General features: G+C 42.8%; 14 protein-coding genes. 7 read left to right on the forward strand and 7 right to left on the reverse strand.

The genetic code is table 11. The annotated features are described in order from the left end of the window. Positions 1-83: 83 nt before the first annotated feature. From ACN6MV_RS02040 to ACN6MV_RS02050, 3 genes are read right to left on the reverse strand one after another with little or no spacing between them, the layout of a single operon-like run. A complete protein-coding gene (locus tag ACN6MV_RS02040) occupies positions 84-1,088 on the reverse strand; it encodes a sensor histidine kinase (RefSeq protein WP_042123621.1) in 1,005 nt (334 codons plus the stop codon). Then, positions 1,085-1,774, reverse strand: a complete 690-nt coding sequence (locus ACN6MV_RS02045) for a response regulator transcription factor (RefSeq protein ID WP_042123624.1) — start codon at positions 1,772-1,774, stop codon at positions 1,085-1,087. The genes ACN6MV_RS02040 and ACN6MV_RS02045 overlap by 4 nt, the downstream gene beginning before the upstream one ends. Positions 1,775-1,805: 31 nt before the next feature. Beyond that, positions 1,806-2,696: a TetR/AcrR family transcriptional regulator gene (locus tag ACN6MV_RS02050; RefSeq protein ID WP_419885595.1), complete on the reverse strand. Its 891-nt coding sequence runs from the start codon at positions 2,694-2,696 to the stop codon at positions 1,806-1,808. A gap of 192 nt (positions 2,697-2,888) precedes the next feature. Here ACN6MV_RS02050 and ACN6MV_RS02055 point away from each other — a divergent pair, with 192 nt between their 5' ends. Continuing rightward, complete coding sequence (locus tag ACN6MV_RS02055; protein WP_419885596.1) at positions 2,889-4,412, forward strand: DHA2 family efflux MFS transporter permease subunit; 1,524 nt, start codon at positions 2,889-2,891, stop codon at positions 4,410-4,412. A gap of 68 nt (positions 4,413-4,480) precedes the next feature. On the opposite strand, the gene ACN6MV_RS02060 is transcribed toward ACN6MV_RS02055, so the two are convergent. Then, positions 4,481-5,524 carry a YncE family protein gene (locus ACN6MV_RS02060; RefSeq protein ID WP_419885597.1) on the reverse strand — a complete coding sequence of 348 codons (1,044 nt, stop codon included), beginning with the start codon at positions 5,522-5,524 and terminating at the stop codon, positions 4,481-4,483. Between the two features lie 151 nt (positions 5,525-5,675). On the opposite strand from ACN6MV_RS02060, the gene ACN6MV_RS02065 reads away from it, so the two are divergent. From ACN6MV_RS02065 to ACN6MV_RS02090, 6 genes are all read left to right on the forward strand, one after another. After that, positions 5,676-6,425 carry a WecB/TagA/CpsF family glycosyltransferase gene (locus ACN6MV_RS02065; RefSeq protein ID WP_375104588.1) on the forward strand — a complete coding sequence of 250 codons (750 nt, stop codon included), beginning with the start codon at positions 5,676-5,678 and terminating at the stop codon, positions 6,423-6,425. A 238-nt stretch (positions 6,426-6,663) separates the two neighbouring features. Then, on the forward strand, positions 6,664-7,344 hold the full coding sequence (locus ACN6MV_RS02070; RefSeq protein ID WP_076116579.1) for a helix-turn-helix transcriptional regulator: 681 nt from the start codon (positions 6,664-6,666) through the stop codon (positions 7,342-7,344). Positions 7,345-7,380: 36 nt separating this feature from the next. Further along, positions 7,381-8,556, forward strand: coding sequence for a MalY/PatB family protein (locus ACN6MV_RS02075; RefSeq protein ID WP_042123631.1), 1,176 nt, complete (start codon positions 7,381-7,383; stop codon positions 8,554-8,556). A 78-nt stretch (positions 8,557-8,634) separates the two neighbouring features. After that, a complete protein-coding gene (nhaC, locus tag ACN6MV_RS02080) occupies positions 8,635-10,122 on the forward strand; it encodes a Na+/H+ antiporter NhaC (protein ID WP_419885598.1) in 1,488 nt (495 codons plus the stop codon). Between the two features lie 14 nt (positions 10,123-10,136). Next, positions 10,137-10,526, forward strand: a complete 390-nt coding sequence (locus ACN6MV_RS02085; protein WP_375104590.1) for a RidA family protein — start codon at positions 10,137-10,139, stop codon at positions 10,524-10,526. Between the two features lie 328 nt (positions 10,527-10,854). Next, the gene (locus ACN6MV_RS02090) at positions 10,855-12,405 is read left to right on the forward strand and encodes a flavocytochrome c (protein WP_375104591.1); all 1,551 of its coding nucleotides are present in this window, start codon (positions 10,855-10,857) and stop codon (positions 12,403-12,405) included. A 101-nt stretch (positions 12,406-12,506) separates the two neighbouring features. Here the strand turns inward: ACN6MV_RS02090 and ACN6MV_RS02095 are convergent, their stop codons facing one another. Genes ACN6MV_RS02095 through ACN6MV_RS02105 form a run of 3 tightly spaced genes read right to left on the reverse strand, consistent with a single transcriptional unit; the run spans position 12,507 to position 14,429 of the window. Then, a complete protein-coding gene (locus ACN6MV_RS02095; RefSeq protein ID WP_081953973.1) occupies positions 12,507-13,361 on the reverse strand; it encodes an ABC transporter ATP-binding protein in 855 nt (284 codons plus the stop codon). A gap of 16 nt (positions 13,362-13,377) precedes the next feature. Then, positions 13,378-14,139, reverse strand: a complete 762-nt coding sequence (locus ACN6MV_RS02100; protein WP_042123637.1) for an ABC transporter permease — start codon at positions 14,137-14,139, stop codon at positions 13,378-13,380. After that, positions 14,136-14,429 carry a thiamine-binding protein gene (locus tag ACN6MV_RS02105; RefSeq protein ID WP_036682688.1) on the reverse strand — a complete coding sequence of 98 codons (294 nt, stop codon included), beginning with the start codon at positions 14,427-14,429 and terminating at the stop codon, positions 14,136-14,138. The genes ACN6MV_RS02100 and ACN6MV_RS02105 overlap by 4 nt, the downstream gene beginning before the upstream one ends. Positions 14,430-14,656: the final 227 nt, after the last annotated feature.

The following is a 14,656-nucleotide window of genomic DNA, read 5'->3' on the forward strand; positions in this document are numbered from 1 at the left end:
TTCTATAAGCTTTATTATAAAAGGCTTTACCGTTCTTATCCTTCGATTGCCCGAACAAAATAAAAAAGCATGTGACATTGTTGTCACACGCTTGAGAGCTTCACGAATTCATTTTTGAGCGGGAAGGTTAAAGTGAATGTCGTTCCTAATCCGAGCCTCGACTCAACTCCGATAACGATCAACAAGGATTGGGCTGCTTTTTTAGCTAAATATAATCCCATGCCTGTGGCGGCATTGTCACGATGTACCGTTGTGGAAGTAAATCCTCTATCAAATATGCGAGGCAGATCTTTGGGATCTATTCCGCGCCCACCATCCTTCACCTCAAGAACGATATGCTCATCTTGCTGATAGCTGTTCACTGTAATATCTGATGCTTCGCTATATTTTACAGCGTTGGTTAGGAGTTGTCGGAGGATAAAAGCTAGCCATTTGGCATCACTAAGCACTTCAGCTACCTCCAAGTTCAGTTCAAAGCCAATGCCCTTCTGAATACACCAGGATTGCAGCGTCTTGATCTCCCCGAAAATTAGCGTTTCTAAATCGATATGTTCTATATATAAATCATTCTCGATAAAAGGAATTCGCCTTTGATGAAGCTGTTGGTCCAGCAGAAGGTGAATACGCAGCCATTCATAGGTCAGATTTTTCTTCATTCCTTCATCTTCCATACGCTCAATCATTAGATGCATCGCTGTCAGAGGGGTTTTCACCTCGTGAATCCAAGACAACAGTTCATCCTTTTCCTGCTCTAACGTTATCTGATTATTCGAAGCTGCTTGTTTTAAACATTTAGCTTGATTGGTGATGCTCTCTTCAATAATTTTCTCAAACGGGCTTTCGGGGGTAGCGATACTTGTTACATCCAGATCATCATCCCGCTCAGCTAAGCTTTTATAAAACCTGGTTTCTCTGGGATAGCGAAGGATTAAGAACATCAGGAAAAAAAACATCGATAAAGAGATCACATAGAGAACCGAAGAGAGTGGGATGGATGGATCCATATAGGTAACAAAGAGTATAAATAGATTGGTAAAGAGAACTAGTATAATCCAGCTGATTCTTTCCAAGAGATACTTTTTAATCATAGTGCTTCCTCTTCGATGGCCATATACCCTTGTCCCACCTTCGTCTCAATGAAAACACCTAATCCAAGCTCATCCAGCTTCTTTCGAAGCCGATTTACGTTGACGGTAAGGGTGTTGTCACTAATAAAACGTTTATCATCCCAAAGGCTATTGATTAATTCCTCGCGGGTGACGATTTTATTCTTTTTCTCAATAAGCAATTTTAATATAAAAATCTCATTTTTCGTAAGCTCAATCGATCCCAGGTTATGGGTCAATAGATTTCTCTCATAATCCACGGTTGCTCCACACCATGTCTTGAGTTCGATGTTATCTGTGTTGTAATTGTAGACACGCCGAAGAATCGCTTGTACTTTGGCAATGAGTACATCGAAATGGAAGGGCTTTTGTATATAGTCATCGGCTCCAAGCTGCATCGACATCACCATATCCGTAGGATGATCACGGGAAGATAAGAAGATAATCGGAAGGTTGGAGTGGGAGCGAATCATTCGGCACCAATGAAATCCATCGAATTTAGGTAATTGGATGTCGATGATAACTAAATCAGGTTTGATCTCTATAAATTCCTGCGTGACATTGCTGAAATCTTGAATGCCGTACACATCATAAGACCACTGCGTAAGTCGCTCTTTAATCTCATTAAACAGCGTCGTGTCGTCTTCGATTAATAATAGCTTGAACAAATGCTTCACCACACTTTTTGTTAGTTAGTGTTTACAGCATTTTAGATAATACATCCTGATAATGCTTAAACTCTTTGGTTTCATTTAGATTAGGGCATGTCCTTAAGGATAGCAGAGCGCTTTCGATTAAGAACTGTCTTGGTTCCTTATTGTTCATGATTTCTTCCTGGATAAAGTATAACAGCTTTAGATAATTAGTGAGGTTCGCGTCACCGGGCGCAAAGGATCTCTCTAAAATTTTCTTCAAGCTTATGGTCGCAAAAGATAAATCATTATTGAAAAAGTCAGTGTATTCCGAAGCGGGCAATAACTTGTCCACGTGATCCGGGGAGATGAGCTGAATGCCTCTTTGACTTACTTCTTCAACAATAGTTTGGATAAGAGTGGTGCAATAATTAATTATTTGCTCAGAAGTGATGACTTCATTCATAGCACTGTTGATTTGCAGCATATTTTGCAGAATCCCGTTAAAAATGATGGCTCCATCCAGTAAATAAGGTTTCTTATCTGCAGGGAAGATATGAAGGAAACGTTCATATACCCAGGTTAGCAGGCTGAACTTCGTTTTTTTGATAAACGTTATTAAGTCTGGATCATTGGAGACCAGAGCATCCTCAACAAGCTGTAACAACTTATTTTTTTTATTAATTTTCATGACCAACTGAATTTGCTCGGCAAATATCTTAATGTCAGAGGGATCTTGACCAATGAGCAGCGAGTTTCGCCCTTCTTCAAGCTGATCGTGAATGGACGTAAATACAGCCTTAAAGAGATCCGCTTTGGAAGGGAAATAGTTATAAAAAGATCCTTTGGAGATCCGACTATGATTCAAAATATCCTGAATGGATGTGGCGTGGTAGCCTTTTTCAATAAATAATTCATGTGCTTTATGAATCACTTGCTCTTTGCGTTTATTTATCATCTGAGTTGCCCCTTTAAGCTGGACTCTTTGTTCCAATATAGACTAGCTTATATTTCCACTTAATACAATTTCAATTTTAAATGAATTTTGTCTTGCCAAGCAGGAAATAAGAGAGTATTATATTGTACACTGGTTTGTAACTAGAGTTCAAATTTGGACCGTTAGTATGATTATAGAATGGAGGATTCCAAAATGAAAGCAAAAGAAAGCAAAGCGTCTTACGGGATATTGGCAATCCTCATGATTGGTGCTTTTGTTGCTTTACTGAGTAATACTCTACTCAATATAGCTTTACCATCGATTATGAAGGATTTTGATGTCAGTGCCTCAACGGTACAGTGGCTATCAACAGGTTATATGCTAGTGAACGGGATCATGATTCCTTCAACAGCCTTTTTGATTCAAAAGTATACTGCGAGACGGTTATTCTTAATCGCCATTGGATTATTTGCGATAGGAACCTTTATCGGAGGCTTTGCTCCAAGTTTCGCTGTGTTGTTGATCGCCAGAATGGTTCAGGCTTCAGGGGCAGCGATCATGATGCCATTATTAATGAACGTATTGTTCACAACCTTTCCTCCTGAGAAACGTGGTTCAGCTATGGGGATGTTCGGGTTGGTTATGATTTTTGCACCAGCGATCGGACCTACATTATCCGGCTGGATTATTCAGCACTATGAATGGCCTGTTCTATTCTTTATGATTGCTCCAATCGCCGTATTGGTGTTTATTCTGGCCTTCTTTAAATTGCATGATCCTAAAAAAGATGTGGCGATTAAGATCGATTTCTTATCCGTAGTTCTATCAGCGATTGGGTTCGGGGGTCTTCTATACGGCTTCAGTTCCGCGGGGAACAAAGGATGGGATGATCCAATGGTCTACTCTGCACTTATTATCGGAGCGATTGGGTTAGTGATTTTCATTATGCGCCAATTGAAGATGAAGGAGCCTATGCTTAACTTCAGAGTGTACAAATATCCGATGTTCGCTTTATCTTCAGCGATTTCGATTACACTGAATATGGCAATGTTCTCTGCGATGATGCTAATGCCGATCTACCTGCAAAATATTAGAGGAATTTCACCGCTGGATTCTGGGCTTCTAATGTTGCCTGGTGCGTTAATTATGGGCGTTATGTCGCCAATCACAGGTAAATTGTTCGATAAATTCGGCGGTAAGGTGTTAGCACTAATCGGTCTAGCGATTGTAGTGATTAGTACGTATTTCTTTAGTGATTTGACTGAAACGACTAAATATTCGACACTCATGATTCTGTATTCTGTGAGAATGTTCGGGATCTCTATGGTGATGATGCCAGTTATGACCAATGGTCTGAACTCGATCCCAGCCAAATATACACCGCATGGTACTGCCATGAACAGTACGATTCAGCAAGTATCAGGGGCGATTGGCGGAGCATTGCTCGTAACCATTATGTCTAACAGTACCACTTCACATGTGAAGGATATGGTCGCTGATGCTGTAAGTAAATTAACGGCTAAACCTTCGGCAGACCAATTGCTTGGTATACAAAATCAAGTCATTGCGAAAGCCACTATTGAAGGAATTAACGATGCATTCTTAGTATCTGTAGGCGTAGCGATTATTGCATTTATTCTAGCCTTCTTTATTAAAAGAGGCGTACAGCCAAAGGAAACGGCAGAAGAGAAAGTGAATGCAAAGAAAGTAGCTGCTAAGCAGGTTACAACGCATTAGTCTATATTCAAAAAGGCGCTCACCTTATAGGTGATGCGCCTTTTTTTGCTAATGTTAATTTATGAAGATTACTTAAAACGATGTGTTAATCTCGGACCATCCTGAATGACTGTGATAGATTTGTCGTTTGCGACATATAACCTGTTCGATAGTGGATTAAGTGCAATATTTACGCCTGTTACAGAGGGGAAAACCGCAATTCTTTTAAACGTACTGGCGTTATACACGGACATTCTGTTCTTATTGAAATTACTGACAAATAAATGATTTGTAATCGGGTTGATGAATGTGCTGGAGGAGGAAGATAACACTCTAGTTGCGATCACCTTATTGGTATTTCCATTAAGCACAAAAAGCTTCCCTTGTTTAACCTGTTGAGCGCTGGACACGTAAACACGGTTCGTAAGCGGATTAAGGATGACCTCGCTTTGTAGCCGTCCAAGCTGTACATTCTTGAGGAGCTTGTTGGTGCGGCCATTGATCACGGAAAGAAAGCGGCTTAAGTTGTTCGCTACATAAATACGGTTTGTTACCGGATTTAGCGCTGGTGTGATCACTGGATTGTTGCCAACTTTTATAGTTGCGATCACAGTTTGTGTACAGCCGTTAATGACAGATACGGAGTTGTTTATCGTATTTGTTACATAAATGCGATTGGTACGTTTATTAATGACGATCGCGGAAGGGCGGCCGCCGATCTGAATAGTAGTCCGAATGCTGTTCGATCTGCCATCGATGACGGTTACGATGCCAGAGGCACTCGACACATAAATCAGGTTCGTTCGAACATTAACGCTAACACTATCAGGGTTGCTGCCCACTTGGAGGGTCTTAATTACACGGTTTGTCCGTCCGTTAATTACAGATATTGTCCCATCGCGGAAGTTGGTGACATACACACGGTTTGTTCTTGGGTTTATTGCAAGCTTAAGTGGAAATCTACCTACCGGGATGTTTGCAATGATCCGATTGGTTAGGGTGCTCAAAACACCGACAGTTCCGGCTGTAGTATTAGGATTTACGAAGTATACCCGATTAGTTATGGGATTTACCTCAATATCTCCTACGGGTACGGATGTGGGAACTGTGGTTATGATGGTGGGTAACGCCATGATATAACCCCCTCTTCAAATGACTAGATGCTTCATTATATTTGGGCAAGGGCAAAAGGGTACTACATATATCGTTGTAAGATGACACTGACTATCCTAATAGATTAAGGTAAGGTATACTGGAATGAACTTTTCAGTAAGAGGTGATTAAATGGCTGGGACAGTCTCCATATTAGGCGTTCCATTTTCAAAGCTAACACTTGATGAGACAACGCTTCATCTAACAGAACATATTCAATCCGGAGAACCGAAGCTATTTCATTTGATTACGGCGAACCCGGAAATTACGATAACAAGTCAGTCGGACGAGCTGCTTCGAACCATCCTCCATGAGGCAGATTTGATTACTCCTGATGGGATTGGCATTGTGCTGGCATCGAGAAGAAAAGGTGACCCTATAGCTGAACGAGTTACGGGGTATGAACTACTTCTTGAGCTGCTCGCACAAGGGAATAAGCTGGGTTGGAGCTTTTATTTCTTAGGCACGGATGAGCATACCAGCTGTAAAGCGGTTGAAAAGATTACAGAGCTTTATCCGAATGTTAAAATTGCCGGAAGACATAATGGTTTTCTTGCTAAAGAAGAGGAACCGGCCATTGTGGCAGAGATTCAGCACGCACAGCCAGATTTGCTGATTGTCGCGATGGGGGCTCCATACTCTGACAAGTGGGTTTATAAGCATAAACAGGCGCTTTCTCAGGTTAAGGTTGTGTTTGGCGTGGGGGGAAGCTTGGATGTTATAGCGGGAAAAGTGACTCCAGCCCCTGCGATATGGAAGAAACTCAATTTGGAGTGGCTGCATCGACTCTTATTCGCACCTGTGGCCAAAGGACAAAAGTCGCGCTGGCGCAGGCAAGCAGTTCTTCCTAAATTCGTGTATCGAGCTATGATTAGGAAATAAGGTACAGCAGTAAATATAGTCTTTCACTATTTCTGCAATTTGTAGAAATAGTGAAAGACTTTTTTTTGTTATCGCTTTACAGGAAACATGCCCTAAGTATTTAAGAGAGAATATTGGCTGGAACAATTCCAATATATTACTGATTGCTTTTTTAAGAATGTTGTAATAAAATCTTATCAAGATAATAAATTATTATCAAAATAGAAAAGACGTAAAACGAAAGGAGTGAGATGCTCACATGTTAGAAGATCGCAGCTGCCTGGAGTCCTATTTTCCAATTGCTTCTTTTATTGCTTCAATTATAGGTTCAAAATGTGAGGTTGTTATTCATGATATAAGCAATCCAGAGCGTTCAATTATTTTTATTGAGAACGGATACATTAGTGGGCGTAAAGTAGGCGATAGTTCAACAGATCTCGTGCTTAAGCTGTTGAAAGATGAGTCCTACCGTGAGCAACCGTTTATTGCTAACTATAAAGCGCGTGGTTCGCAAGGTCAGGTATTTCGCTCCGCTACTTATTATATTAAAAACAGCAGCAGCGAATTGGTCGGTATGATGTGTATTAACATTGATGTCACGCATATGGAGGTTGCAGCTGAGTGGATACAAAACATTTTGCAAGGAGGATCAACACTTCCACCAGTACCGTTAATACCACAACAACAAGAGGTTGTAGAGAAGCAGACGGAAGAGTATTTACAAGGAAACGTAGATGACCTACTCCAGCACATGATTGATTCGGTGCTTGGTAAAATTAATGTCCCGGCAGAGCGATTGTCCTCGAAAGAGAAGATTGAACTTGTGAAAGTACTTAACGAGCAGGGCGTGTTTCTACTTAAAGGTGGAGTTTCTCAAGTCGCTAAGACCTTGATGATATCTGAGCCAACAGTTTATCGTTATTTGCAAAAAATTAAGTGAGAATAAACAGAACTCTCGAGAGAGGAAGTGGGCTAGATGACAATAGACTTTGATAAGGTTGTTAGCCGATATGGGACCAATTGCGCTAAGTGGGATGGTATGGCGCAAGTTTTGGGCAGAGAAATGATAGCGCTTTCCGTCGCGGATATGGATCTTCAAGCCCCTCCACAGGTGATAGAGCGAGTAACGGAGATGGCGAAGCATGGCATATATGGATATACCGATCCTTTTCCACCTTATTATGAGGCAGTTCAGGGATGGATTAAAAAAGCTTACGATTGGGAGGTTCCGCAAGAATGGATCGTGTTTTGCCCTCGTATTGTGCAAGCGGTTTCTCTGATCATTCAGAACTTCACTCAACCAGGTGATCAAGTGTTAATCCATACGCCAGCCTATCAGCCGGTTGCTAAATCGGTAGAACTAAATAACCGCGTATTAGTGGAAAGTCCACTTCGTGAAGTGAACGGGCGTTATGAGATAGATTTTGCTGATATGGAGTTGCGAATGCAAGAAGGGGTTAAAATTGTACTGCTCATCTCACCGCATAATCCGGTTGGACGAGTATGGACACGAGCCGAACTAGAACGAATCGTTAGCTTGTGTACAAAATATGATGCTTATATTGTATCGGATGATATTCATGCCGACTTTATCCATGCTGGCCATGAGCATACGATAATCGGGAAGATATCGACTGAGGCAGAGCAGCGATCCTTTATCTGTACTTCCCCAGGGAAGACCTTCAATCTTGCAAGCCTTGAAATTGCTAACATCGTGATTCCGAATGATCAGCTGCGTGAGAGATTTAGACATTGCTTACAGCAAGCAGGCTGTCATAACCCAACCTTTTTTGCAGTACCTGCATTAGAAGTGGCTTATACGGAATGCGATGAATGGCTGGAAGAATTACGAGGTTATATCACGGCCAATATCGATTGGGTGAAAGTTTATATAGCTGAATATATGCCTGAGCTTCGCGTGATCGAATCAGAAGGAACCTATCTATTATGGGTGGATTGTAGGGCAATTAGCACCAACGAAGCAGAGCTAAAGCAGTGGATTGAGTCCGATGCGAAGGTTAGTGTGAGCTTTGGAACAGGTTTTGGGGCATCAGGAGAAGGCTTTATTCGCTTAAATATTGCAACGCCACTGCCCATGTTACAAGAAGCTTTTCATCGGCTGTACCGGGCCTATCCATTAAAAAATTCATAATAAAAAAATCTTTATCAATGACCTTGAAAGACCTCGTTAGTAGCCTTTTTCAGATCCGTATCAAGGGGGATAATAATCATGTCCAAATCAGAAACACCAAGAGTCAAGAAACAGCCGACGATGTTCTTAGCGCTATTGCCGATTATTACGATGATTGTGCTACTTAGTTTAGGGTATGTGTTGTTTGAATTACCACCAGAACCACTTATTATTACCTCAGCGGTTGTTGCTGGTATTATCGCGATTATTCTTGGTTATAGCTATAACGACATACTAGAATCTATCGCTGGTAAGATCGCGAAAACGATGCCCGCCATTCTTATTCTGATCATGGTTGGTTTTATGATTGGGGCATGGATGGTTGGTGGAACGATTCCAATGATGATTTACTATGGATTGAAAATTATTAGTCCACAATTTCTGCTTATTACCGCATTTATTGCGACAGCTGCCGTTTCGCTTTGTACGGGCACATCTTGGGGGTCAGCGGGAACGATCGGGGTTGCTTTTATGGGCGTTGGCGCGGGTATGGATGCAAACCTAGCAGCAGTGGCTGGTGCAGTAGTTGCAGGTGCTTATTTTGGTGATAAATTGTCACCGCTTTCAGACACGACTAATATTGCGGCGTTAGCAACAGGTGTCAATCTATATGAGCATATTGGACATTTATTGTATACCACAATTCCTTCCTTTATTGTCGCAAGCGTTGTTTTTATTATTACAGGCCTAAACACAGATGCCGCAGGCGCTATTGTTCCGGAGAAGGTTGGAACAATCATGGGATCGTTGAATACAATTTATGACTTTAATCTGCTGCTTATAGTACCCGTATTAATCATCTTGTATGGTTCAATTACGAAGAAACCGACAATACCGGTCATGCTGATCTCTTCTATGTTCGCTATGGCTAACGCACTTGTATTCCAGGGGTTTACTTTGAATGATGTCGTATCTTCTGTTGTTAATGGATTTAATATTTCTATGGTTCAAGTTGCTGGGTTTGATTCTGCCAACGTTATTGAAGATGTACCCCGTCTTCTAAATCGTGGCGGAATGAACTCCATGATGGGGACACTTCTCATTTGCTTCTGTGCAATCACGTTCGCTGGAACCATATCTCTGACCAAGTCCTTGGAATTGATTGTTAATAAGCTTTTGAAGTTCGTCCATTCCACAGGTTCAATGATCGTAGCAACAATTGTTACAGGTCTTACGATGATCGGAGTTACAAGTAATGGTCAGGTGTCCATCTTAATGCCAGGTGAAATGCTACGTGAAGCATATATCCGTCGGGGCTTACATCCGAAGAACTTGGGACGTACCATCGAGGATTCAGCGGCGATTACCGAGCCTATTCTGCCTTGGACAGCTGCAGGTGCTTATATGGCGGGTACGCTGGGTGTTGCAACGCTACATTATTTACCTTGGGCTGTTCTCTGTTGGACAGGAATAATCTTTGCGACGATATGGGGCTTCACGGGATTCGGTATCGCGAAGTTAACGCCAGAGCAACAGGCAGAAATGCTAAAGGAATATGACGGCAACACTAATGAACAAGCTGGATAAAGGAGTCTTTTAAAATGACAAATATGCATAAAGAAACTGTAATAACAACGGATGCACCAGGCGCAATTGGACCTTACTCTCAAGCTGTAAAGCTTGGGAACGTCCTATATACTTCAGGACAACTCGGACTAGACCCGGTTAATGGGACTTTTCCTGCTACGGTTGAGGAACAGACGGAACGGTCGTTGCTGAATGTCAAAGCCATACTGGAAGCGGCGGGTACAAGCATGGATCAGGTAATAAAGACGACCGTTTTCCTAAAGGATATGAATGATTTTCTTAAGGTGAATGAGATTTATGGAAGGTTTTTTGCTCAGCCATACCCTGCTCGCAGCGCTGTTGAAGTAGCACGTCTGCCTAAGGATGGGCTCGTAGAAATTGAAGTTATAGCTTATGTACCTTAAATGATCCAGTAACGCTCAAACTACGGATTCCTTTAGAATTTCAGTTAGTTAAGCCTGCACACCCTGTATGGAAAAAGGATAAGGAAATAAGGCAGATGGCCACCCTGGAAAGGGTGGCTTTTTTGAAATATAAGAGTATATAGGGCACAGCTTTAATAACTGAGTAGGGAGCTGAGATGTATTTGAAATGGAGGAATTTTATGAAAAAATAATTGAAAATATACATGAAAATGTGACAGTAATCATAACTAATTACAGAAAACCTTCACAAAATAGTATCTTTGCTTTATTATAAATGTGAAAACATTCACAAAGGGGCGTTATAAAGGTGAAAAAGACAACAAGTGCTGCTCTTATTCTCATTCTTTCGGTTATGCTCGTGATCGCAGGCTGCGGTAACAGTAATAGCAACAGCGCAGGTAATAGTGCTGGCAACGAGAACAAGAGTAAGGTCAATGAGACGGCTAAAAATGATAAAACCGAAGCCGTATCTGGTGCATCAGAGGCTAGCTACACACCACTGGATCAATTAAAAGATAGCTATGATATCGTTATTGTCGGAGCCGGCGGTGCTGGAATGTCCGCTGCACTAGAAGCAAAGGCTAAAGGTTTGAACCCGGTTATTTTAGAAAAAATGCCAGTTGCTGGCGGGAATACAAGTAAATCCTCATCGGGGATGAATGCTTCTGAAACAAAATTCCAAAAAGATCAAGGTATTAAAGATAGCAATGATTTATTTTATGAAGAGACATTAAAAGGTGGTCACGACACCAACGATAAAGAGATGCTTCGTTTCTTCGTAGATAATTCCGCAAGTGCTATTGATTGGTTGGATTCGATCGGAATCAGACTGAACAATATCACGATCACAGGCGGCATGAACGAAAAACGTACTCACCGCCCAGAAGACGGCTCTGCGGTAGGCCAATACCTTGTCAAAGGATTGGTTAAGAATATACAAGAAAAAGAAATTCCATTGTTTGTGAACGCAGATGTGAAGGAAATCACCCAAAAAGATGGTAAGGTTGACGGAGTAAAGGTACTCTTTAACCAAGCCGATGAAAAAACCATTACAGCGAAGGCTGTTGTTGTCACTACCGGTGGTTTCGGTTCTAATATGGACATGATCTCTACAGTTAGACCTGATTTGGAAGGTTACGTTACTACTAACCAAATCGGCAGTACCGGTGACGGCATCAAAATGATCGAGGCACTTGGCGGAACCACCGTTGATATGGATCAAATCCAGGTTCACCCAACAGTTCAACAAGAAAAATCTTATCTGATCGGGGAAGCTGTACGCGGCGAAGGTTCTATCCTCGTAAATAGCGAAGGCACACGGTTCGTAAATGAATTGACTACACGTGATAAAGTTACCGAAGCGATCAATGCACTTCCTGAAAAAGCGGCAACGCTTGTCTTTGATTCCGGCGTCAAATCACGCGTGAAAGCAATTGAACAATATGACAAAATGGGCTTCGTGATCCAAGCGGATACCATCGAAGCATTGGCGAAAGAAATCGGTGTTCCAGCCGATAAGCTAAAAGAGACACTTGATACTTGGAACAGCGCAGTAAAGAACAAGAACGATGCTGAATTTGGCAGAACGACAGGAATGGACAACGACTTGTCCACCGCTCCATACTACGCTATTAAGATCGCACCTGGGATTCACTACACTATGGGCGGCGTGAAGATCAACACGAATACAGAAGTATTAAATAAAGAAGGCGCAGCTATTCCTGGCCTGTTTGCAGCAGGTGAAGTAACAGGCGGATTGCACGGTCAAAACCGGATCGGCGGTAACTCTGTAGCTGAGATCATTATCTTCGGCCGTCAAGCCGGAATTAAATCTGCTGAGTTCGTGCAAGCACAATAAGATTTAACTACTATTCTGGTTAAAACAAAAGAACCGCTTGGGCTAATTGAAGCCCGGGCGGTTCTTTGTTTAATCACTCATTCAAAGTGAGTGGAGCGTCGCTATTCAAAAAGCTGCTTCCCGCTTTTAGCCTGTTCTTCTCGCATCCATTGTGACAGTTGTCGTTTGAGTTTAAGGAATTCCGGGGAATCCGTAATCTCATCACGGCGTGGCCGTGGAAATGGCACGTCAACAGTATGTAGGATGGAGCCGGGGCGACCGGAGAATACATAAATACGATTCGAGAGCAGCAACGCTTCTTCGATGTTATGGGTGATGAATAGCACGGAGCGGCGATTCTCCTCCCACAGCTCCAGCAGCCAGCGCTGCATTTCACTGCGAGTTAGTGCATCCAATGCGCTGAAAGGTTCATCGAGCAGCATCAACTCCTGCGGAGCCAGCAGTGCTCTGAGAAAAGCAGCACGCTGCTGCATCCCACCAGACAGCATATGCGGATAAGCCTGTTCGAATCCATTCAAGCCAACCTTAGCGAGCCACTGGCGAGCTTCTTCACGAGCTCCATCCTGCAGAGCACCTTTGATTTCTCCGGCTAGCAGTACATTATCTTCAATCGTTCGCCAAGGAAAAAGAGCAGGCTGCTGCGGCATATAACTAATCTCACCGCGTTGACCTGTAACGACCTTGCCGTTCATGCGGATCGTTCCTGTATCAGGCTTCACTAGTCCGCCGATCATATGGAATAAGGTGCTTTTTCCGCAGCCGGAAGGACCGACGATCGAGACGAACTCTTGCTGCTCTACCTTAAGAGAGACGTTGTTGAGCACGTTCGTCTCGCGGCGACGATGGGTGAAGGACTTGGAGATGCCGCTTACTTCAAGAGCAGGTGGTGCAGTATGAGCTTCAGGAGAGCTTATGATTTCTGTTGTTCTTTGCTCTATTTGCGTCGCTTGAGACATACAGGCATCTTCCTTTCTATGAGTTACGGCGCGGTTTCCAGCGGACTAACCATTTTTCCAATAATGCGATAATCGCAAAAAGCACAAGACTAAGGAGCACAATAATCACAATAGCGACAAACATCCGATCCGTACGGTAAGCCGATTTTTGCAGAAGCATATAATAGCCGATCCCTTTATCCGCGCCAATCCATTCAGCGACCACGGCTCCCATAACCGCATAGGTAGCAGATATTTTCACACCGGAAAATAGTGCCGGGATAGAAGACGGAAGCTCCAGCTTGGTGAAGATTTGCCACTTGCTTGCGCCAGCCATTTTCATATAATTCATCATGACCTGATCACTTTGAGACAAGCCGCCCATTGCAGCGACAGCTACCGGGAAGAAGCATACCAGTGTAATCAGCACGATTTTGGGCAAAAGACCGAATCCAAACCAGATGATTAGCAGCGGTCCGAGTGCGATAGAGGGGACATTTTGACTCAGAATAATGAGTGGATAAAAAGCCCGTTTGGCCCAAGGCAAAAGATGCAAAAGTAGAGCAACGATCAAGCCCACACCTGTACCAATGGGGAAACCTATTAAAGTGAGCCGAAGCGTAGCCATCGTATGAGCCCAGAGACCTGAGGCATTACTGGTGGATTCGCGAGCAATGTCAGCAGGACTCGGCAGAATCCAGGATTCAATATGGAATAGAGAAACAGATAATTGCCATACGGTCAAAAAGAAGACGACCGCCACAAGGGGCGGCCATATTAGCTTCCAGGTCGATCTCACGGCCGATATTTCTCCGTCAATTTATCCATGCTGATTCCGTTAGGATTATGAGCGATTTTGATCTGCGAGATTACGCTAGGACTGCCTGCTTCAATCAGCGCTTCCTGCATTTGACGCACAACCTCCAGCAGCTCACTAAGCTCACCTTCCATAGTGGTTTCTAGTGGATTCACCTGATGTTTAACACCGGATTTCTGAATAACTTCAATCGCTTTATCTACGTAGGGGATGGAGTCCTCATTGTTTGGAGTCTTAGGAATTACTTGAATGCTTAATAATGTATTAGCCACAATAATCAATCCTCTCAAATTGTATAGGTAAGTTCAAAAAGCCAACTTTGATAACGATGTAATTCAGGAAGCAGATTCGGCGTCGAATCTTGAACGAACTTGGGAAGTCCGGTACTCACGTAGCACATCACTACGCTCCGTTCCTCCTTCCTCAAGTAACGTTCAACCTTCTTGGTTCTGAAAGTCGACTTTTTGAACTCTCATTGAAATAGGTAAGTTCAAAAAGC

The organism is Paenibacillus sp. B-A-8 (assembly GCF_048572915.1).
In the GTDB taxonomy this organism is placed as follows: domain Bacteria; phylum Bacillota; class Bacilli; order Paenibacillales; family Paenibacillaceae; genus Paenibacillus_AQ.